General features: G+C 72.6%; 16 protein-coding genes. 5 read left to right on the forward strand and 11 right to left on the reverse strand.

Annotated features, from left to right (window positions below; genetic code table 11):
- Positions 1-55: 55 nt before the first annotated feature.
- Genes UO65_RS14075 through UO65_RS14085 form a run of 3 tightly spaced genes read right to left on the reverse strand, consistent with a single transcriptional unit; the run spans position 56 to position 3,328 of the window.
- A complete protein-coding gene (locus UO65_RS14075) occupies positions 56-721 on the reverse strand; it encodes a hypothetical protein (RefSeq protein WP_052021167.1) in 666 nt (221 codons plus the stop codon).
- Between the two features lie 27 nt (positions 722-748).
- The gene (locus UO65_RS14080; protein ID WP_152552098.1) at positions 749-1,093 is read right to left on the reverse strand and encodes a hypothetical protein; all 345 of its coding nucleotides are present in this window, start codon (positions 1,091-1,093) and stop codon (positions 749-751) included.
- A gap of 39 nt (positions 1,094-1,132) precedes the next feature.
- Positions 1,133-3,328 carry a glycoside hydrolase domain-containing protein gene (locus UO65_RS14085; RefSeq protein ID WP_035282679.1) on the reverse strand — a complete coding sequence of 732 codons (2,196 nt, stop codon included), beginning with the start codon at positions 3,326-3,328 and terminating at the stop codon, positions 1,133-1,135.
- A gap of 419 nt (positions 3,329-3,747) precedes the next feature.
- Here UO65_RS14085 and UO65_RS14090 point away from each other — a divergent pair, with 419 nt between their 5' ends.
- Complete coding sequence (locus UO65_RS14090; RefSeq protein ID WP_035282681.1) at positions 3,748-5,367, forward strand: alpha/beta hydrolase; 1,620 nt, start codon at positions 3,748-3,750, stop codon at positions 5,365-5,367.
- A gap of 320 nt (positions 5,368-5,687) precedes the next feature.
- Here the strand turns inward: UO65_RS14090 and UO65_RS14095 are convergent, their stop codons facing one another.
- Together UO65_RS14095 and UO65_RS14100 are read right to left on the reverse strand one after the other, a co-directional pair.
- The gene (locus UO65_RS14095; RefSeq protein ID WP_035282683.1) at positions 5,688-7,196 is read right to left on the reverse strand and encodes an FAD-dependent oxidoreductase; all 1,509 of its coding nucleotides are present in this window, start codon (positions 7,194-7,196) and stop codon (positions 5,688-5,690) included.
- A 3-nt stretch (positions 7,197-7,199) separates the two neighbouring features.
- On the reverse strand, positions 7,200-8,117 hold the full coding sequence (locus UO65_RS14100; protein ID WP_035282685.1) for an AurF N-oxygenase family protein: 918 nt from the start codon (positions 8,115-8,117) through the stop codon (positions 7,200-7,202).
- Between the two features lie 256 nt (positions 8,118-8,373).
- Here UO65_RS14100 and UO65_RS14105 point away from each other — a divergent pair, with 256 nt between their 5' ends.
- Positions 8,374-9,177, forward strand: coding sequence for a hypothetical protein (locus tag UO65_RS14105; RefSeq protein WP_035282688.1), 804 nt, complete (start codon positions 8,374-8,376; stop codon positions 9,175-9,177).
- A gap of 10 nt (positions 9,178-9,187) precedes the next feature.
- On the opposite strand, the gene UO65_RS14110 is transcribed toward UO65_RS14105, so the two are convergent.
- Complete coding sequence (locus UO65_RS14110) at positions 9,188-10,021, reverse strand: helix-turn-helix transcriptional regulator (protein ID WP_035282691.1); 834 nt, start codon at positions 10,019-10,021, stop codon at positions 9,188-9,190.
- Positions 10,022-10,138: 117 nt separating this feature from the next.
- On the opposite strand from UO65_RS14110, the gene UO65_RS14115 reads away from it, so the two are divergent.
- Entirely contained in the window at positions 10,139-11,197 is a 1,059-nt protein-coding gene (locus UO65_RS14115; RefSeq protein ID WP_035282693.1) for an aldo/keto reductase, read from the forward strand.
- Between the two features lie 125 nt (positions 11,198-11,322).
- Positions 11,323-12,798: an alpha/beta hydrolase gene (locus UO65_RS14120; protein ID WP_035282694.1), complete on the forward strand. Its 1,476-nt coding sequence runs from the start codon at positions 11,323-11,325 to the stop codon at positions 12,796-12,798.
- Positions 12,799-12,880: 82 nt separating this feature from the next.
- Here the strand turns inward: UO65_RS14120 and UO65_RS35825 are convergent, their stop codons facing one another.
- The 4 genes from UO65_RS35825 to UO65_RS14135 form a co-directional block, all read right to left on the reverse strand.
- Complete coding sequence (locus tag UO65_RS35825; protein ID WP_152552099.1) at positions 12,881-13,075, reverse strand: hypothetical protein; 195 nt, start codon at positions 13,073-13,075, stop codon at positions 12,881-12,883.
- A gap of 104 nt (positions 13,076-13,179) precedes the next feature.
- Positions 13,180-14,592 (reverse strand): Re/Si-specific NAD(P)(+) transhydrogenase subunit beta, encoded by a 1,413-nt coding sequence (pntB, locus tag UO65_RS14125; protein WP_035282696.1) that lies wholly within the window; start codon positions 14,590-14,592, stop codon positions 13,180-13,182.
- A gap of 3 nt (positions 14,593-14,595) precedes the next feature.
- Positions 14,596-16,161, reverse strand: a complete 1,566-nt coding sequence (locus UO65_RS14130; RefSeq protein ID WP_035282698.1) for a Re/Si-specific NAD(P)(+) transhydrogenase subunit alpha — start codon at positions 16,159-16,161, stop codon at positions 14,596-14,598.
- Between the two features lie 591 nt (positions 16,162-16,752).
- A complete protein-coding gene (locus tag UO65_RS14135) occupies positions 16,753-17,400 on the reverse strand; it encodes a TetR/AcrR family transcriptional regulator (RefSeq protein ID WP_035282700.1) in 648 nt (215 codons plus the stop codon).
- A 107-nt stretch (positions 17,401-17,507) separates the two neighbouring features.
- Between UO65_RS14135 and UO65_RS14140 the strand changes: the two genes are divergently transcribed.
- Positions 17,508-18,725: a lipase family protein gene (locus UO65_RS14140; protein ID WP_084175564.1), complete on the forward strand. Its 1,218-nt coding sequence runs from the start codon at positions 17,508-17,510 to the stop codon at positions 18,723-18,725.
- 121 nt (positions 18,726-18,846) lie between these two features.
- Here UO65_RS14140 and katG read toward each other — a convergent pair whose 3' ends face one another.
- Positions 18,847-21,123, reverse strand: a complete 2,277-nt coding sequence (gene katG / locus UO65_RS14145) for a catalase/peroxidase HPI (protein ID WP_035282702.1) — start codon at positions 21,121-21,123, stop codon at positions 18,847-18,849.
- Between the last annotated feature and the right edge of the window lie 12 nt (positions 21,124-21,135).

A 21,135-nucleotide genomic window follows, 5' to 3' on the forward strand; every position in this document is an offset into this window, starting at 1 on the left:
TCACGTGGTCGGCGGCGTCCGGACAGTCCCGGATCGTGTACTGGCGCCCGGCGGCTCAGGCGCCCAGGACGAGCGCCCCCGCACCCCGACCCGTGCCGACCAGCTCGGCCACCCGGGTCAGGCGGGGGTCCCCGGGTGGGACGTCGATCTGGAAGTGCGCCTCCCACGGGGTGGCGAACGTGCCGCCCCAGCGGACGACGCCCTCGCAGGACGCCACGATGTCGGCGACGACGGCGCGCTGGAACCCGGTCAGGTCACCGGTCGTGCCCGGCGGGTACCAGCCGGGGCGGATCGCGACCGCGGTGCCCGAGCCGAAGTTGCTGTCCGGACCGCGCCGGGACAGGCCGGTGGCGCGGAAGCCGGTCACCTCGTCCGCGCGCAACGCGTCGACCTCGTAGTGGTAGCGGCGGACGACGTGCACCAGGACCGCCTCGACCGCGCCCACCCGCAGCGGGACGCGCAGGTCGCTGCCGGGGACCGGGCGGGTCCACACGGCCCCGCCCGCGTCGGCGGACGACTCGACCGGCCAGCCGTTCGCACTGGTGGCACCGGTGCGCGGGTCGCGCGGGGCGCGCACCGGCGGCGCCGCGGGCGCGGCGGCGGCCGGGGTGGTGGACACCGCGCCCATCCCCGCCACCGCGGCGAGACCGACGCCGGCGCGCAGCAGCGCCCGGCGGCCGAACACGGAGGTGGGCTCGGGTGCGGCGAGTTCTTCCGACATGACAGGGCCTTCCGGGTCAGGGACGGTTCACAACCACTGGACGCAGTGCCAGAGCGACGGCCAGGCCAGCGCGAGGGTGCCCGGGAGCAGGACCAGCAGGCCACCCCAGGCCCACCTCCACCCCCACGGCACCCCCCACAGCAACGCCAAGCCGAAGTTGACCAGGTGGTACACCCCCGCGACCAACACCACGCCCACGCCGCCGACGACGGCGTCGACGCCCGGTTGCCCGGTGTACCGCCAGTCCGCGACCACCAGACCCGCCGGGGCGAGCAGGCCCTGCCCGATCGCGTACACCAGGAGGATCAGCGGCACCAGCGCCAGGTGCCCGAGCAGCCAGTTGGCCATCGTGGCCGCCGCCCAGGCAGCCACCCGCCGAGCCCCGACCACGTCCCCCCGATCTCCCGCGCGTCACGAGCGCAGCGGCGCCTGGTACCTCTCGAAGATCCGGTACAGGTCCACCATGGCGACGCCGTAGCCGACGGAGCTGTTCGCGGTCCCGTTGTACCGGGCCATGATCCGCCTGCTGTCGTCCTCGTTGGTCAGCGGGTTCGGCCGGGCCACCCCGATGTCCGCCGCACCCCAGACGTGCACCGCGGGGATGACGCCGACGTTGTACACGGGGTCGCCGTTGAGCTTCTGCCAGACCTCCCACAGGTCCGCGTCGGCGTCGGGGTTCCTCAGCTGACCGCCGATGACACCCTGCCGGACGCAGTGGTTGGTGGCGGTGATCGCGGTGCGGGCGAAGACCTGCCCCAGCCCGGTGCTGGAATCGGCCGGGCCGACCCCGGTGCCCTCGTGGTACTGCCGCACCAGCGCGTCGGCCGCGGGGTCCCCGACGTTGTAGGCGCGGTACTCCCACAGCAGCGGGCACTGGATGAGGGCCTTGCGCATGCGGTAGGACCGGGCCAGGCGGGTGATCAGCCAGTCCAGGGCGAGCACCACGTCGACGGCCTCGGTGGTGCTGTTGAGGGTGAGGGCCTGCCACCCGTCGCCACCGGTCTCCGGCACCCCCCGGCCCTCCAGGTAGGCGCGCACGTCGGCCAGCAGCGCGTCCCGCTTCGCCGGGTCGAAGCTGACGTCGAGCGCGCTGTCGGGGACCTCGGGGTCGTAGCTCGACTGGCCGGGGTCGCGACCGGAGGAGATGTTGTTGTCGATCTCGATGGCCCCGCTGCCCGACCCGACCGAGATGGTGGAGATCTGGTCGAAGGCCCAGTTCGCGGGCATGGGGTAGCCGAGGTTGCCGGAGAACCCGGTGGACATGTCGGAGACGAAACTGGCGTCGGCCAACCCCTCGGCCGCCACCCGGCTGCACACGTTGCGCGGGCCGTAGATCCCGACCCGGTACTCCGCCCCGTACTGGGCCGCGGTCGCCGCGATCGCCCGGAAGTGCGGCAGGACGCCCTCGGTGACCTGGTGGTCCAGCGCGTCGAAGTCGACCGCGAAGTAGATCCGGGTGCCCGGCCGGTACCCGTGGTGGCGCGCCCGCTGCACCGCCGCCAGCGCGTCGGCCACGCCCTGCTGGTGGCTGAAGTAGTCCGCGGACCCGCCCAGGGTCTGGTAGATCGGGAACGAGTTGAGCCCGAACGACCGCAGCCGCTGCAACTCGCCGGGCTGGATCTGCTTGTTCAGCGAAGAACCCGGCGCGTTGGCCAGGTAGCGGCCCACCACCCGGTACCCCGCGGCGCGCAGGGCGACGGCCCGGTCCGCGGTGACCTCGGTGACGCAGTCGGCCGCGGTCCCCCGCCGGGTCGCGTCCCCGGTGGACACCAGCAGCGACGCCCAGGTGGCGAAGTCCCCGGTGCCGGTCACCGGCAGCGCGACGAAGGCCTGGAAGCTCCGGACCGCCGCGGCGAGGTCGCTGCCGAACGCGCTCGTGAACGCCACCCCGGGCCGCTGGTTGAAGACCAGCGCGGCGCTGAACAGCGACACCCAGGTGCCGGTGCTGCCGGTGGCGAGCGGGTGCGCCCGGATGCCGTCCCTGGTGCCGGGCCCGAAGACCCCGTTGGCCACGTCGTCGCCCATCCCGATCTCGTACTGGATCGCGTACACGAGCGCTTTCTGCACGTCCCGCGAGAAGTGGCCGTCGCACGGGATGATGAAGAAGTTGCGGCGCGCCTGGTGGCGGCCGTTGAGCCACTGCTGCACGGACCGGATCTGCTCCCCGCCACCGGAGAGGGTCACGTAGGCGTCCATGGTCAGCAGCGCCTTAAACACCTTCGGGGTGACACCGTCACCGGGATAGGCGGCGGACACGCCCATGTCCTGCTTGAGGCGGGTGACGGCGGTCGAGACCCGGGAGTTGAAGGTGCCGTCGATGTTGCCGCCGTCGTACCCCTTGCAGTACAGGGCGGACTGCACGATCCGGTAGGCGTTCGCGTGCCTGGTGCCCGCGTCGACCACCGGGAACCGCGATTGCAGCGCCGCCAGCGTCGTGGGTCCGAAGCTGTCGGACAGGGCGGTGATGCCGAGTTCGTACTGCAGCGCGCGGGTGAGCGCGTACATCACCGGCCACCCGGTCTTGCCGTTCTCCGCCACCTTCGGAATCCCGGCCACGGAATAGGAGTTGATGAACCGCTGCGCCCGGACAACCATCTCGTCGACCACGCCACAGACCTCCCCGCCGCCCCTCGGACGGCAATGCGGACGCGCGCCACCGAACGCGCGGGCGAAAAGCCCGCGGCGCACGCACCACGCGAATGGAAATCCCCACAACGAGCCGGCCCCCGCCGGCGGTCGAAGGCCGGGCCGCGGCCCCCGCCCGCGACTCCCGGCCACTCCCCAGTGTCGAAAACATGCTAGCCACAGCCGGAGAACGTTGTCGAGCAACAACAGACCCGACACGCGGGATCTTCACGGGAAAAGCACGGAACCACCACGAAAACGCCTGTGCGGGATTGACAAGAATGCGAGAGCGCGTCCATTCGCCGAAGACGATTGGACTTGTCGGACGCTGTCGGCGGACACCGCCGCAGTGTGATCCTTCCCGAGCCCGCATCGTGTGCGGGTCCTGGGAGGAGTCAACGATGAGCACCCATTCCCGAAGATCACTCGGACGGCTGGTCGCCGTGGCGGCGCTGGTGGTCGGTGCCACCGGGGCCGTCGCGGCACCCGCTGCCGCCGGACCCGCGGCACCCGCCCCCGTGGCCTGGGGGCCGTGCGCGTACGAGGACCTGGTCAGCCTGCCCGCCAACGAGGTGCTGCGCTACTCCTGCGCGCGGTACCCGGTCCCCATCAACCCGGCCCGGCCGCAGCTGGGCACGGTGGAACTGGCGCTGATGCGCCGGGCCGCCGACAACCCGGACACCCGGATCGGGTCGCTGTTCCTCAACCCCGGCGGCCCGGGCGGCAGCGGCTACGCGCTGCCCAAGGCCATGAAGAGCTACCTCTCCGCCGACGTGCTGTCCCGGTTCGACCTGATCGGGTTCGACCCGCGCGGGGTGGGACGCAGCTCGCCCGTGCGCTGCTTCACCACCCAGGAAAACTTCGACGCCCTCAACGCGCGCATCTCCGCGATCCCGCTCACCGACGAGCAGGAGCGCAGCACCAACGCCGCCTACGGCGACTACGGCCGGGCCTGCGCCCAGCTCGGCGGGCCGCTGCTCAACCACATGTCCACCGAGTACGTCGCCCGCGACCTGGACCTGCTGCGGGCCGGGGTCGGCGACGCGCAGCTGAACTTCCTCGGCTTCTCCTACGGCACGCTCATCGGGGCGACGTACGCCAACCTGTTCCCGCAGAACGCGCGGGCGATCGTCATGGACGGCAACGTCGACCCCCGGCTGCGCACCACCAACGGCCTGGAGTACGACCGGCAGCGCACCGAGAGCTTCGAACTGGTGCTGGACGAGGTGTTGACCCAGTGCGACCTGGCGGGCCCGGCGGCGTGCGCGTTCAGCGGCGACGCCAAGGCCAAGTTCACCGAACTGCGGGAAACCGCCGAGCGGGACGGCACGCTGCGCTTCCCTGCGCTGAGCCCGGACTGGCGGATGACGTTCGAGGCGTTCACCAACTTCATGTCCAGGGCCGTCTACAACCAGACGATCGACCTGCCGACCGTGGCGATCCTCCTGCAATCCGCTTACGACGCCCTGCACCCGAGCGGGACCCAGGCCCGGACAGCCGCCACACCCGCGATCACCCTGCCCGCCAACGCCTTCGAGCCCGTCGTCGACGCCCTCCCGGACTCCCCCTACACCGGCGACGACTCCTACGCCGCGGTGAACTGCGCGGACAAGCCGTTCCTGCACTGGCCCGGCCTGGTGCCCCCGATCGCCGACGCGTGGGACCGCGCCATGCCCACCTTCGGCCGCGGCCTGGCCTGGGGTGACCCGGGGGTCTGCGTGCAGTGGCCGTTCGCCGCGCGCTGGGCCGACCGGTACACCGGCCCCTGGAACCGCCGCACCCCGAACCCGGTGCTGCTGGTCAACAACACCCACGACCCGGCGACCCGCCACACCTTCGCGCAGCGCATGTCCACCCAGCTGGGCAACGCCCGCCTGGTGACGGTCGAGGCGATCGGCCACACCATCCTCGGCCGCAGCGCCTGCGCCGACCGCATCGCCACCGACTACCTGATCAACCTCGCGGTCCCGGCGAAGGGGACCGTGTGCCAGCCGGACGAACAGGCTTTCCCGGCGCGGTGACCACCGGCCGGACGGCGGCCCGGGTGCTCCCCGGTCCGCCGTCCGGCAGTGGCTTGTCCTCCGGCAGCGGTCACTATCCGGCGGTGACCTGCCTTCCGGCAGCGGTCGTCATCCGGTAGCGGTCACCCTCCGGCAGCGGTCCGCCCGCTGCGGTGATCGGTGACCTGGATATCTTTATAGTTGATAGCTAATAAATGTATTTCTGGGCAGACTGGTGCTTCGCCATCTTCGACCCGGATGGGCAGAGGGAGCGCCGGAATGGCGCGGGGGAACGGGTTCCGACGCTGCCCGCCACCGCCGGGGCGGTGGCGGGCAGCGGGTCAGACGCGGCTGCGCAGGCGGGACACCAGGGCGGTCACGGACCGGCGGTTGCGCTTGGGCAGCCTGCCCTCGGCGGCGTCGGCGATGATCGCGTCCACCGTCTCGGCGGCGTCGGCCTTGTTGGTGCCGATGCCGCCGGTGGGGCCGCGCTTGATCCAGCCGACGACGTACTCCCCCGGCCTGCCCGCCACCCGCCCGTCGGCGTTCGGGATGGTGCCGGTGAGCTCGTCGAACGGCAGGCCGGGCACGGGGGTGCCGTGGTAGCCGACCGACCGGACGACCTGGTCGGCGGCGATCTCGACCATGCCGTCGGCACCGGAGACGCGCAGCCCGCGCACCCGGGTGTCCCCGAGCGCCTCGAAGGGCGCGGAGTGGAAGCGGAGCACGATGCGCCTGCGGCCGGCCGCGGGCGGGGCGGACCAGTCCACGGCCTCCTGGGCCACCCCGCGCAGCAGCGCCGCCTTGTCGGCGGGAGCCGCTTCGGCGATGGTCTGCACCGTGCGGGGGTCTTCGGAGTCGACGACCACGTCGACGTCGTCCCGGGTGAGGAGGGCGATCAGTTCCGCGCGGGTGTAGGCGGCGTCCTCCGGGCCCCGGCGGGCGAGGAGGACGACCTCGCGGACCTTGCTCTCGCGCAACCGGGTCAGCGCGGCGGGGGCGATGGACGTGCCCACCAGCGCGTCCGGGTCGGCGGTGAGGATGCGCGCCACGTCCACCGCGACGTTGCCGTTGCCCACCAGGACCACGCGCTCGGCGGACAGGTCGACCGCGTCCCCGGCGACGTCCGGGTGGCCGTTGTACCAGGCCACGACGGTGGTGGCGGCCAGGCTGCCAGGCAGGTCCTCGCCGGGGATGCCGAGGGTGCGGGCCGAGGAGGCGCCGACGGCGTAGACGACCGCGTCGTACCGCGCCGTCAAGTCCGCCGTCGTGACGTCCCGACCCACCTCGACGCCCAACCGCAGTCGCAGCCTGGGGTGGCTGTGGAAGCGGGCGAACGCCTCGCCGATCTTCTTGGTGGCCGGGTGGTCCGGTGCGACACCGAACCGCACCAGGCCACCGGCGACGGACAGCCGGTCGATCAGGGTGATGCGCGCGTTGGTGCGCAGCAACAGGTCCTGCACGGCGTACATGCCCGCCGGACCGGTCCCCACCACCGCCACCTCCAGCGGCGCCGGGTTGCCGGGGATCGTGCGCTCGAACGCAGGCGGCCCCCAGGGGTGCAGGTTCGGCGTGGCGGCCTCCGCGATCACGTCCCGGCCCGCGAAGTACTCGGCGTTGATCCCGGCGTAGACCTGGAGCGGTCCGGTCAGGGCGGCGACCGGGAAGATCGCGTCCACCGGGCACGCGTCGACGCACGCGCCGCAGTCGATGCACGTCCCCGGGTCGATGTAGAGCATGTCGGTGCTGCCGAAGTCGGGCTCACCCGGTGCCGGGTGGATGCAGTTGACCGGGCACACCGAGACGCAGGACGCGTCGTTGCAGCACGTCTGGGTGATCGCGAAGGCCATGGCTCAGATCAGGTTCGCGCGCTTGTAGAAGACGGTGGCGGCACGGGTGAGCAGACCCGCGGAGTGCAGGAACTCCATCAGCCCGGCGCAGCTGGAGCGCAGCATCGCCTTGTGGTGCTCGTTGGCCTTGGCCTCGCGGCGGGCCCGCTCGGCGTCGAGGCCCGCGTTGGCGTAGATGTCCTCGTTCCACATGCTCGTGACGATGGCGTACGCGGCGATCGCGACCACGAGGGCGTTGAACTGCTTGCGCGCCCAACTCGCGCCCGCCAGCCGCTCCTTGGTCTCCTGCCTGGCGAACTTCATGTGCCGGGATTCCTCGACCACGTGGATGTTGTTGATGGTGCGCACGAACGGCACCACCCGCTCGTCGCGCATCCAGTCCCGCTGCATCACGTCGAGGACTTCCTCGGCGACCAGGATGGCGGCGTAGGCGGCCTCCCCGAAGGCGAGGGTCTTGAACCCGCGGCCCAACTCCACGACGACCCGGCGCGGCCGGTAGGCGGGGGCGCCCAGCTTGGCGGCGCCGCGGGCGAACATGATCGAGTGCCTGCACTCGTCGGCGATCTCGGTCAGCGCCCACTGGAACGCGGGGTCGGTCGGGTCCTTGGCGTAGAAGTCCCTGAGCACCATCTGCTGCAGGATCATCTCGAACCAGATGCCGGTGCTGGCGACCGACGCGGCCTCGTGGCGGGTCAGCTCGCGCTGCTGCTCGGGGGTCATCTCGTCCCAGTACGAGGTGCCGTACAGGGTGCTCCACTCCGGGCTCGCGCCGTGGTAGGCGGTGTCGAGCGGGGTCTCCCAGTCGACCTCCTCCACGGGGTCGTAGGACGAGGTGCGCGCGGAGTCCAGCAGCGTGCGCGCGACGGCCTGCCGGTCCGGCGCGAACACGTCCGTGCGGCCACGAGGATCGACGCTGGTCATGGGGCCTCCTGACGTCATGGAGAATGTTACCCGAGGTTACTGTTACCCAAGGTAACACACCTGACGCCGGGGCCGCACGGGTAATCTTCCCTGCTCGCGCGGGTTGGTCAACACCCTCTTCCACCGGGTGCCCCACCCGGCTCGGACTTACACCACCTCGCGGGCCACGGCGGGTGGGCCGCGCGTGGCCGCTGTGCTGATTCCGCCGGTGGCGTAAGCGGGGCCCGACGCCCGGTGGCGGCCCTACCTTGGTCGCATGGACCCCATGATCACGGGTACGGCGGCGGGCGTGCCGTTCACCGCGCTGCCGCCCGCGGGCGGTGGCGCCGCGCCGCTGGTCGTCAGCTGGCACATGATGGACCCGCCGAGGTCGGACGCCGCGTTCGCCGCCGCCTTGCCGATGCTCGACCTGCCCGCGTGGCGGGTGCACCTGGGGATGCCGATGTGCGGGGCGCGGATGGTCGACGGGAGCACGGACGCCATCGTGGCGCTGATGCGCGAGGACGCCCTGATGTCGTTCCTGCACCCGTTCGTCCGGCAGGCGACCGAGGAGTTCCCGGCCGCGCTGGCATCGATCCGCGAGCAGCTGCCGGTCGGCGGCGGTCCCATCGGGGTGCTCGGTGGCTCGCTGGGTGGGGCCGTCGCGCTGCGGGTGCTCGCCGAAACCGACATCCCGGTCGCGGCGGGCGCCGTGGTGAACGCCGCCATCCGGATGCGGTCCGTCGTCGACCTCTTCCCGGGGGAATACGCGTACGACGCCGAGTCCACAGAGGTCGTCGACGGCTTGGACTTCGTCGCCAGGGCGGGGGCGATCGCCGGTCGCGCGCCGCTGCTGGTCGTCAGCGGCGAGCTGGACCACCCGGCGCTGCGGGCCGACGCGGTCGACCTCGTCGACGCCGTGGGGGAACGCGCCGAACTGCTGTCGATCCCCGGGTTGGCGCACCCGCTCGCCGAGGAGCCCGGCATCGAGCCCGCACCGCAGCTGCCGCAGGCGCGCGAGGTGGACGCGGGTCTGACCGCCTGGTTCCGGCGTCACCTGGCCGTGGGCCCACAGGGCTGACGGCTCGACCTCACCGCGCGCACAGCCGGTCCAGCGCGGACTGACTGACTTCGTCGGCCGCGCGGCAGATCATCAACCGCTGGTCCGGGTCCTGCACCGGCACCAGCACCTCGAAGTCCAACGCGATCACCCCGACGTCGGGGCGCCGCACCACCTTGAGGCCACGCCCGCTGACCTTGACGTCCCGCTCGGCCCACAGCCGCGCGAACTCCTCGTGGTGGGTGGTCAACCCGGTGATGAGCCCGGTCAACTCCGCGTCCTCCGGGTGCGCGGCCCACGCAGCGCGCAGGTAGGCGATGCCCTGCCGCACGACGTGCTCGCGGTCGTCGTGGAACCGGCTCACCTCCGGGTGCAGCAGGCACAGCCACATCGCGTTGCGCTGCGACGGCGGCAGGGTGCCGAAGTCCACCAGCAGCGCCGCCATCTCGCTGTTCCAGGCGAGGATGTCGAAGCGGTGGTTCATCAGCATGGCGGGCAGCGGCGACAGGTCGGCGACCAGCCGGGCCAGGGGCGGCGCCGCGGCGGTGGCGGGCCGGTCGGCGGTGCGGGGGCGCTGGTGGGCCAGGTCGAACAGGTAGGCGCGTTCGTCGGGGGCCAGGCGCAGCGCCCCGGCCAGCGCCTCCACCACCTCCGCCGAGGGCCGCAGCCCGCGGGCCTGCTCCAACCGCACGACGTAGTCGACGCTGACCCCGGCCAGTTCGGCGACCTCCTCGCGGCGCAGCCCGGGGGTCCGCCGGGACCGCCCGCGCGGGGGCAGGTCGAAGTCGCGCGGGTCCAGGCGTTCGCGCCGGGTCCGCAGGAACGCGGCCAACTCCTGCGCCGGGTCGATCGTGCGGGTCGTCATGCCCGGTCCAACAGCCGGGGTGGGACTGCTCTTCCCAGGAAGTCCTCTCCCTTACCCCCGGGTCGCGGCGGTCGCAGACTCGGTCCCGACGGCGGATCACGAGCACAGGAGGACACGATGTCGCTCACCCTGGACAGCTACCGGCTGCTGGGCCGCTCCGGGCTGCGGGTCTCACCGCTGGCGCTGGGCACGGCGACCTTCGGCACCGAGTTCGGCTGGGGCGCGGAGAAGGACGAGGCGCGCACGCTGTTCGACACCTACGTCGGGCGCGGCGGGAACTTCGTCGACACCGCGAACACCTACACCGGCGGCAGCGCCGAGCGCTGGCTGGGCGAGTTCACCCGGGACAACCGCGAGGGCCTGGTGCTGGCCACGAAGTACACGACGCTGCGCAGGCCCGGCGACCCGAACTCCACGGGGAGCCACCGCAAGAGCCTGTTCGCGTCGGTGGAGACCAGCCTGCGGCGGCTGGGCACCGACTACCTCGACCTGCTCCACCTGCACGTGTGGGACTTCACCACACCCGTCGAGGAGGTCCTGCGCGGCCTGGACGACCTGGTCCGCCAGGGCAAGGTGCTGTACGTGGCGATGTCCAACGCCCCGGCCTGGGAGGTCTCGCGCATGCAGGCGATCGCCGATCTGCGCGGCTGGTCGCCGCTGGTCGGGTTGCAGGTCGAGTACAACCTGCTCAACCGGGCCGCGGAGCGCGACCTGATCCCCATGGCCAGGGCGGTGGGGCTGGGGGTGACCCCGTACTCGCCGCTGGCGGGCGGTCTGCTGACCGGCAAGTACAGCCGCGCCGACCTGACCGCGGCGGACACCGGGGAGGGCACCCGCAGGAGCTTCAACGCGGGCCTGGGCCTGGTCAACGAGCGGAACCTCGCGATCGCCGACGTCGTGCGGGAGGTCGCCGCGGAGCTGGGCCACACCCCCGCGCAGGTCGCGCTGGCCTGGACCCTGGGCAACCCGGACGTGGTGGCACCGATCATCGGCGCCCGCACCCCCGAGCAGCTGGAGGGGAACCTGGGCGCCCTGGAGGTCGACCTCACCGCCGCCCACCTGGCCCGCCTCGACGAGGCCAGCGCCATCGACCTCGGCTTCCCGCACGACCTGCTGGCCAGTGACCACATCCGCACCGTGATGAGGGGGGACCTGAAGATCGAGAGCCGCCGCTGACAGCCCGCCGGGGCCGTGCGGGCGGTGACAGGTGGGGCGGGCCACCGGACTGTTGCGGGGGTCTGCCCCATCGCCCAGGGCGCCGCCGGTTCCTACCTTCGACACCACCTACGAAGGGGGTTCTGGTGCGTCGAGTGGCGGTGGCCGCGGCTGTGGTGCTGACGGTGGGGGCCGTGGTGGGCGCTCCCCCGGCCCTGGCGGAGTCGGGGGTTGCGGGGGTGGTCTGGCACGGGTGCTCGACCGGGCCGGACGACCCGCTGGGCGCGGCGTTGGACGAGGCGGGCGCGCAGTGCGGTCGGGTGCGCGTCCCGGTGGACTACCGGCAGCCGCGCGGGCGGTCGATCGACATCGCGCTGGCGCGGGTGCGGGCGACCGACCCGGCGCGGCGGCGGGGTGTGCTGGTGGTCAACCCGGGCGGGCCGGGCGTGCCGGGGATGGAGCAGGTGCTGCTGGCCGGGGCGGTGCCGGAGGTCGCCGCGCGCTACGACTTCGTCGGGGTGGACCCGAGGTTCGTCGGGCGCAGCGCGCCGCTGCGCTGCGACTGGGACACCGACACCTTCCTGCGGTCGGCCGGTCCGGACCGGCGGGCGTTCACCGAGAGCGCGGACCTGGCCCGGCGGCTCGCGGCGGGCTGCGCCGCCGACCGCGACCGGCTGCCCTTCGCCTCCACCCGCAACACCGCCCGGGACCTCGACCTCGTCCGGCGGGCGCTCGGCGAGGAGCGGATCTCCTACCTCGGGGTGTCCTACGGGACCTACCTGGGCGCGGTGTACCTCCAGATGTTCGGCGCGCACGCCGACCGGTTCGTGCTGGACTCCGCGGTCGACCCCGCCGTCCACGGACCCAACCTGCTGCGGCGCAGTGCCCCCGCCATGGCCGCCGCGCTGCGGCACTGGGCGGGCTCGGCGGCGGCCCGCGAACTGGGCGCCGACGCCGACGCGGTCCTGGCCACCGTCAACCGGATCAACCAGACCGCCACCCGGGGACCGCTGCGCGTTGGACAGTACTCAGTGGACGAACACGTCCTGCCCTACCTGTTGCTCGCAGGTCTTTACGACGACAGTCCCGAGGCGCAGGCCGACCTCACCGCGACCGTGCGCGCGCTCGACGCGGCGGCCCGGGGGATCGCCGTCACCCCGCCACCGGCCCTGGAGCACACCTTGGCCGGTGTCCTCACCGGTGCTGGTCCGGCCACCGACCGGGCGGGCACGCCCATCCTGTGCGCCGACCGGGCCGCGTCCCGCGACCCGGCCACCTACTTCCGCGACATCCAGGCCCACCGCGCCGCCGAACCGCTGTTCGGTCCGCTGACCCGCAACATCACCCCGTGCGCGTTCTGGCCGGTGCGCCCGGTCGAACCGCCCACGACCATCGACACCGGCGCCCCGGTCCTGGTCGTCGGCGCCGACGGCGACCCCGTCACCCCGCACGCGGGGCAGCTCGCCCTGCACCGCGCCCTCCCCGGTTCCCGCCTGGTGACCCTGCGCGGCGCGTTCCGCCACGGCGTCTACCTCGCCGCGGGCAACTCCTGCGTCGACACGGCGGTGCGGGACCACCTGCTCGGCGGAGCACTCCCCGCGACGGACCGGACCTGCGGCTGACCAGGCAGTCTTGATCCGGCGGACACGCCACGACGCCCGGTCCGGGTGATCCGGACCGGGCGTCGTGGGTGGTCGGGGTGGGTCAGTCGGTGATGGTCATGACCACGGCGGCGCGGGCGCGCATGCCGTCGTCGTCGCGGTCGTCGTCGTCACCGTCGTCGTCGCCGCAGGCGGCGAGCAGCGGGAGCAGTCCGAGAACGGCCGTGGCCGCCAGCATGCGCAGCGAGCGGCGGGTGGTGTCGGGTGCCATGGTGTGCTTCCCATCCTCAGCGGACATACCGGTCACTCCTCCCATACCCCCTCCGACGCGCGCTCAAGCACCGCACGCACGACAGTGGCCGGTCACCGCCCGTGCGCGGGCAGTGACCGGCCACCGGTTGCTCAGCCTGCGGACACCGGGGCGGGCAGCGCCGCGACGATGTCGACCACGCGGTCCTTCGCGTCGCCGAAGAGCATCTGGGTGTTCTCGCGGAAGAACAGCGGGTTCTGCACCCCGGCGTAACCGGAGGCCATCGACCGCTTGAACACCACGACGTTGCGCGCCTCCCACACGTGCAGGACCGGCATGCCCGCGATCGGGCTGGCCGGGTCCTCCGCTGCGGACGGGTTGACGGTGTCGTTCGCGCCGATCACCAGGACCACGTCGGTGTCGGCGAGGTCGTCGTTGATCTCGTCCATCTCCAGGACCACGTCGTAGGGGATGTTCGCCTCGGCCAGCAGCACGTTCATGTGCCCGGGCAGGCGCCCGGCCACCGGGTGGATGCCGAAGCGGACCTCGACGCCCTGGGCGCGCAGGCGGCGGGTCATCTCCGCCACCGGGTGCTGGGCCTGGGCGACGGCCATGCCGTAGCCGGGGGTGATCACGACCGTGCGCGCGGAGGTGAGCAGCTCGGCGACCCCGGCCGCGTCGATCTCGCGGTGCTCGCCGTCGACCTGGGCGGCGCCGGAGGCGGTCGGGGCACCGAAGCCACCGGCGATCACGGAGACGAACGAGCGGTTCATCGCCTTGCACATGATGTAGGACAGGTAGGCACCGGAGGAGCCGACCAGCGCGCCGGTGATGATCAGCAGGTCGTTCGACAGCAGGAAGCCCGCGGCGGCGGCGGCCCAGCCCGAGTAGCTGTTGAGCATCGACACCACGACCGGCATGTCACCGCCGCCGATGGAGGCGACCAGGTGCAGGCCGAGCAGCAGCGCCACCACCGTGACCACGCCGAGCACCCACACCGCGGGCTGCACCACGAACACGACCGTGAGCACCGCGAAGGCGACCAGGGCCAGCAGGTTGAGCACGTGGCGGCCCGGAAGCTGCAGCGGGGAGGAGTTGATCCGGGCGGAGAGCTTGAGGTAGGCGATGATCGACCCGGTGAAGGTCACCGCGCCGATGAACACCCCGATGACGACCTCGGCGTGGTGCACCCCCAGCAGCGATCCCGTCAGCCCGTCCTCGGCGCCGTGGTCGAGGTAGCCGTTCCACCCCACCAGCACCGCGGCCAGGCCGACGAAGCTGTGCATGAGGGCGATCAGCTCGGGCATGCCGGTCATCTCGACGACCTTGGCCCGCCAGAGGCCGATGGCGGCCCCGACGACCAGCGCGACCACCAGCACCAGCAGGCCGGTCGCCCCGGAGTCCAGGTTCGCGGCGACCGCGGCCACCAGCGCGATGGTCATGCCCGCGATGCCCGTGCGTACGCCGGTGCGCGCGGTCTCGTGCTTGGCCAGCCCGGCGAGGCTGGCCAGGAACAGCAGCGCGGCCAGGAGGTAGGCCGCGGTGGTCAGTGTCTGTGCGGTCACCGGTCAGCTCCTCGAGAACATGTTGAGCATCCGCCGGGTGACGGCGAAGCCACCGACGATGTTGATGGTGGTGAGCAGGACGGCGGCGCCCGACAGCCCGGTCACCAGGGCGTCGTCGGTGCCGATCTGCAGCAGCGCGGCCACCACGATGATCCCGGAGATGGCGTTGGTGACCGACATCAGCGGCGTGTGCAGCGCGTGGTGCACGTTGCCGATCACGTAGAAGCCGATGACGACCGCGAGCGCGAAGACGGTCAGGTGACCGGCCAGGGGCGCGGGCGCGACCGAGGTGATCCCGAACAGCACCAGCGCGCCGAGCACGGCACCCGCGGCGCGCAGCCACGGCCGCCGGACCGGCTCCTCCTTCGCGGCGGGCGCAGCGGGCGCGGCGGCGGCCGCGGCGGCCGGGGTCGCGCTGACCGACACCGGGGGCGGCGGCCAGAGGACCTGACCCCCGTGCGCGACGGTCATCCCGCGCTGCACCACGTCGTCCAGGTCGAGGGTCAGCTGACCGTCCTTGCCCGGGGTGAGCAGGCGCAGCAGGTTGACCACGTTCGTGCCGTAGAGCTGCGAGGCCTGCGCCGGGAGGCGCCCGGGCAGGTCGGTGTAGCCGATGAGCGTGACCCCGTTGTCGGTGACGACGACCTCACCGGCCACGGTGCCCGCGACGTTGCCGCCCTGCGCGGCGGCCATGTCGACGACCACGCTGCCCGGCTTCATCGAGGCGACGTGCTCGGCGGTCAGCAGGCGCGGGGCGGGCCTGCCGGGGATGAGCGCGGTGGTGATGACGATGTCGACGTCGGCGGCCTGCTCGGCGTAGATCTCCGCCGCGCGCCGGTCGTAGTCCTCGGAGGTGGCCTTGGCGTAGCCGTCGGTGCCCATGTCCTGGACGACGTCGACGGCGAGGTACTCCCCGCCGAGGGAGCGGACCTGGTCGGCGACCTCCGGCCGGGGGTCGGTCGCGCGGACGACGGCGCCCAGGCTGTTGGCCGCGGCGATGGCGGCCAGCCCGGCCACACCGACCCCGGCGACGAGCACCTTGGCCGGGGGCACCTTGCCCGCCGCGGTCACCTGGCCGGTCAGGAAGCGGCCGAAGGCGTGGGCGGCCTCGATCACCGCGCGGTACCCGGCGATGTTGGCCATCGAGCTGAGCACGTCCAGCGACTGGGCGCGGGAGATCCGCGGCACCGCGTCCATGGCCAGCGCGGTGACCCCCTGCTCGGCCAGCACCGCGACCCGGTCGGGTTCGAGGGCGGGCGCGAGCATGGAGATCGACGTGGCACCCGGGCGCAGCCGCCGGATGTCCTCGGCCGGGGGCGGGTTGATCCCGATGACGACGTCGGCGCCCCACACCGGGCCGTCGACCACCTCGGCGCCCGCGTCGCGGTAGGCCTGGTCGTCGAACCCCGATCGCGTGCCCGCCCCGGACTCGACGGTGACCTGGTAGCCCAGCCCCAGCACCTTTCCGACGGTGTCCGGGGTCAGTGCCACCCGGGTTTCGGCCTTCTCGGTCTCGGCCCGGACTCCGACGCTCGGCGCGGCGCCCGCGGTCGGTTCACTGTCGTTCACACGATCTCCTCTCACGCCGGTGCGCGGCGCCGGATGGGTCAGCCCCGGTGCGGGGCGTGTCGATCGCTGCGGGTGCGCGATCCCACCGTAGGGAGGGAAGGTACCGCGAAAACCGGCCGTTTCTGGATATGGCGATGCTCGCACCGCAGCGGAATCAAGCCGTTCCGCAGAGTGGGAACCGCATCGGTGGCTTTGTCCCGGCACCGTTGCGCGGCAAACCCACCCACGGGTTCCGGGCGGGACACGGATTCGCCCGGCCGGGCTTTTGTCATCTCGGCGCGCACGCGTTCGGGCAACACGCCGACGGTTCTGCGCCCTGTGCTGCCGCATTCCGGCGCGCGGGGGGACCCCGGGGACCGCGTGGCCGATTCCACCCCGTCCCGGCGGGCGCGGGGCGCGGCGGACCGGTGGGCGGTGATCGGCATGTCAACGGTGAACGCCCTCGGGGGGTTCCGCGTGCTCCGGGTGCGGCACAGGACGTCCGTCACATTGACTCGGGGGGTCGCGCGGCAGTATTCGACTCATCGTCGCCGATGTCGGAATCGCGCGAGCCCGGGCAGGGGCACCGCGTCCCAGGTGGACGGTCCGGGGTCACGGTTCGACGGGTACCGCCGGGCGGGTGATGGCGGCGAGGACGAGGCCGCGGATCTCCTCGGCGATGGCGGCGGTGTCCAGGGGCGGGTCGTGCGCCTGCCACTCCCGCAGCAGGCCGGTGATGGCGCCGACGACGGCGTAGGCGGTGAGGCGGTAGTCGCGGTCCGGGGCGTCGCCGCGGGTGGCGGCCAGGCGGGCCTCGGACTCGATAAAGTCGGCCCAGCGGCGGACCCACTCCTGGTGCTGGCGGTCCAGGTCGGTGCTCACCCCGACGGCCTCGACGTAGTTCAGGCGCGGCAGGCGCGGGTCGGCGGTGATGCCCGCGATGAAGGTGTCGATCAGGACCCGCACCCTGGTCGCGGTGCCCGCGCCCTCGACCTCGGTGAGCCTGCCGCCGACCCGGCGCAGCGCCTCGGCGTTGATCCGGTCGTGCAGGGTGAGCAGCACCCGCTCCTTGGCCGGGAACTCCTCGTAGAAGTTGCGGGTGGACACCCCGGCCAGCGTGCACAGGTCGACGATCTTCGTCTGCTGGTAGCCGCGCGCGGTGAACAGCTCCAGCGCGGCCACCAGCAGCCGGGCCCGGCGCTGGGCGCGGCGGTCGTCGGCGGAGACGCCCCCGTAGGCGCGCCTGGGCGGTGTGGTCACCGGTGCTCCCGTTCCCCGACCGGGACAAAGTGGTAATCGGGCTTGTCGCTTCGGCGGTGCGGACCTAGGTTTCCGAAAATCGGAGTTTCCACAATACCGGAGGCACCATGGTCCGCCGATCCGCCCTGGTCTCGTCCCTGGTCGCACTCGCGCTGCTCACCTGCGGGCCCGCGCCCGTGGCGGGCGCCGCCGAGCCCCTGCCGGTGCCGTCTCAGGACGCCTTCTACACCCCGCCCGCCCCGCTCCCCCCGGGGTCACCGGGTGACGTGCTGCGCAGCAGGCGGGTCGACTGGCACCCCGAGCCGTTCCGCGTCCTGCCCGCGCCGGTGGACGCCCACCAGGTCCTGCACCTGTCCACTTCGGCCACGGGCGCGCGCATCGCGGTGTCGGCCACGGTCCTGGTGCCGCCGGACGCCTGGCCCGGTCCCGGCCCGCGCCCGGTCGTCGCCTACGCCATGGGCACGCAGGGACTCGGCGACCAGTGCGCGCCGTCCTACCACCTGCGGGCGGGCACGGAGGTGGAGATCGCGTTCCTGGCGCAGGCGCTGCTGAAGGGCTGGGCGGTGGTCGTCACCGACTACGAGGGTCTGGGTACCCCGGGCACGCACACCTACGCGGTGGGTCGGTCGGAGGGTCACGCGCTGCTCGACGCGGCCCGCGCCGCCACCCGGCTGCCGGAGGCGGGCCTCGACCGGCGCGCCCCGGTCGGCGCCTTCGGCTACTCCCAGGGCGGGCAGGCCGCCGCCTGGGCGGGTGAGTTGCAGCCGACCTACGCCCCCGAGCTGAACCTGGTCGGGATCGCCGAGGGTGGCGTGCCGTCGGACCTGAACGAGGTCGCCGCGTTCAACGATGGCAACCTGGGTTCCGGTCTGCTCGTCGCGGCTGCCGTGGGCTACGCCGCCGCCTACCCCGAACTGCCGTTCGCTGACCAACTCACTCGACGCGGCAAGGAACTGACGGCCAAGGTGCGGGACGCCTGCGTCGCCGAACTCGCCCTCGCGGCGCCGTTCACCCGGCTCAACGACCTCACCACGACCCCGGACCTGATCGACTCCCCCGCCTGGCAGGCCCGGCTCGCCGAGAACCGGCTCGGCACGACCGCGCCCACCGCACCGGTGTACCTGTACCACGGCACGCTCGACGAACTGATCCCGTACGCGGCGGCGGAAGGACTGCGCGACCGCTACTGCGCGCGCGGCGCCGACATCCAGTGGACGCCGATCCCGCTCGCCGGGCACATCACCGCCGTCTCGGTGTGGGGCACCGCCGCGCTGAACTGGCTCGGCGACCGCTACGCGGGCAAGCCGACCCGACCGTCCTGCTGATCCCGCGAGCGGGGTGATCACAGCAGGGGGGTGATCACCCCGCCTGGCGCGGGTCCGCCCGGACGCCGACGAGCCCGGCCGATCCACGGGGATCGGCCGGGCTCGTCGGGGCAGAGCGGGCTCAGGCGAGGTCGAACCGGTCGAGGTCCATGACCTTCGTCCACGCCTTGGTGAAGTCCGCGACGAACTTCTCCTGGGCGTCCTGGCTGGCGTAGACCTCGGCGAGGGCGCGCAACTGGGAGTTGGAGCCGAAGACGAGGTCGACCGCGGTGGCGGTCCACTTCACCTCGTCGGTGGCCGCGTCGCGGATCTCGTAGGTGTTCTCCTGCGACTCCGACGCCTTCCACCTGGTGCCCGGGGACAGCAGGTTGGCGAAGAAGTCGTTGCTGAGCACACCGGGCCGGTCGGTGAGCACGCCGTGCTCGGCGCCGCCCACGTTGGCCCCGAGGGAGCGCAGACCGCCGACGAGCACGGTCATCTCCGGCGCCGTCAGGTCGAGCATGTAGGCGCGCTCGACCAGCAGCACCTCCGGCTGGAGCTTCTCACCGGGGCGCAGGTAGTTGCGGAACCCGTCGGCGCGCGGCTCCAGGACGGAGAACGACTCGACGTCGGTCTGCTCCTGGGTGGCGTCGGTGCGACCCGGGTGGAACGGCACGGTCGTCTCGACACCCGCGTCGCGGGCCGCCTTCTCGACCGCCGCCGAACCGGCCAGCACGATCAGGTCGGCGAGGGAGATCTTCGCACCGCCCGCGTCGTTGAACTCCCGCTGGATGCCCTCCAGGGTCTCCAGGACCGTCGCGAGCTGCTCGGGCTGGTTGACCTCCCAGCCGCGCTGGGGCTCCAGGCGGATGCGGGCGCCGTTGGCGCCGCCGCGCTTGTCCGTGGCGCGGAAGCTCGCCGCGGAGGCCCAGGCGGTGGAGACCAACTGGGCGGTGGTGAGGCCGGAGTCGAGGACCTTCGCCTTGAGCGCGGCGATGTCGGACTCGCCGACGAGGTCGTGGTCCACGGCGGGCACCGGGTCCTGCCAGAGCTGCGGCTCGGCCACCCACGGGCCCAGGAAGCGGCTGACCGGGCCCATGTCGCGGTGCAGCAGCTTGTACCAGGCCTTGGCGAACGCCAGGGCGAACTCCTCGGGCTTCTCCAGGAAACGGCGGGAGATCTTCTCGTACGCCGGGTCCACGCGCAGCGACAGGTCCGTCGTCAGCATGGTCGGCTTGTGCTTCTTGGCCGGGTCGAACGGGTCCGGGATGATCTCCTCGGCGTCCTTGGCGACCCACTGCTTGGCGCCGCCGGGGCTGGTGGTCAGCTCCCACTCGTGGCCGAAGAGGATCTCGAAGAAGCGGTTGCTCCACTGCGTCGGCACGTCGGTCCAGGTGACCTCGAGACCGCTGGTGATCGTGTCACCGGCCTTGCCGCTGCCGTGGGTGCTCAGCCAGCCCAGGCCCTGCGCCTCCAGCGGGGCGCCCTCGGGCTCGGGGCCGACGTGGTTGTCGGCGACACCGGCGCCGTGGGTCTTGCCGAAGGTGTGGCCACCGGCGATGAGGGCGACGGTCTCCTCGTCGTTCATCGCCATCCGGCCGAAGGTCTCCCGGATGAAGTGCGCCGCCGCGGCGGGGTTCGCGTTGCCCCGGGGACCCTCCGGGTTGACGTAGATGAGGCCCATCTCGGTCGCGCCGACGTCCTCGGCCATCTCCGAGTCGCTGACGTAGCGCTCGTCGCCCAGCCAGGTGTCCTCGGGACCCCAGATGATCTCCTCGGGCTCCCAGACGTCCTCGCGGCCGAAGCCGAAGCCGAAGGTCTTGAAGCCCATGGACTCCAGGGCCACGTTGCCCGCGAGCACGAGCAGGTCGGCCCAGGACAGCTTCTGGCCGTACTTCTGCTTGACCGGCCACAGCAGCCTGCGCGCCTTGTCCAGGTTGGCGTTGTCGGGCCAACTGTTGAGCGGGGCGAAGCGCTGACCGCCGTCGCCCGCGCCGCCGCGGCCGTCGTGGATGCGGTAGGTGCCCGCGGCGTGCCAGCTCATGCGGATCATCAGGCCGCCGTAGTGGCCGAAGTCGGCGGGCCACCAGTCCTGCGAGGTGGTGAGCACCTCGGTGATGTCGCGCTTGAGGGCCTCGACGTCGAGCTTGGCGAACTCCTCGGCGTAGCTGAAGTCCGGGCCGAGCGGGTTGCCCTTCGACGAGTGGGCGTGCAGCACCGACAGGTCGAGCTGGTTGGGCCACCAGTCCTTGTTGGTGTGCGGGCGGCCCGAGGTCTTCGGGGTCGGCGAGTCGATCGCCGGGTTCTCGCTCTCGCTGCCGTGGGCGGTCACCGAGTCGTGCGCGACCGGGCAGCCGGCCGCCGCCTTCTCGTCCACGCCCTGAGCGCTGGTGGGGGGCGTTGCCCTGGGGTCGCTCATCTGCGTCCTTCC

This window comes from Actinokineospora spheciospongiae (assembly GCF_000564855.1).
Lineage (GTDB): Bacteria > Actinomycetota > Actinomycetes > Mycobacteriales > Pseudonocardiaceae > Actinokineospora > Actinokineospora spheciospongiae.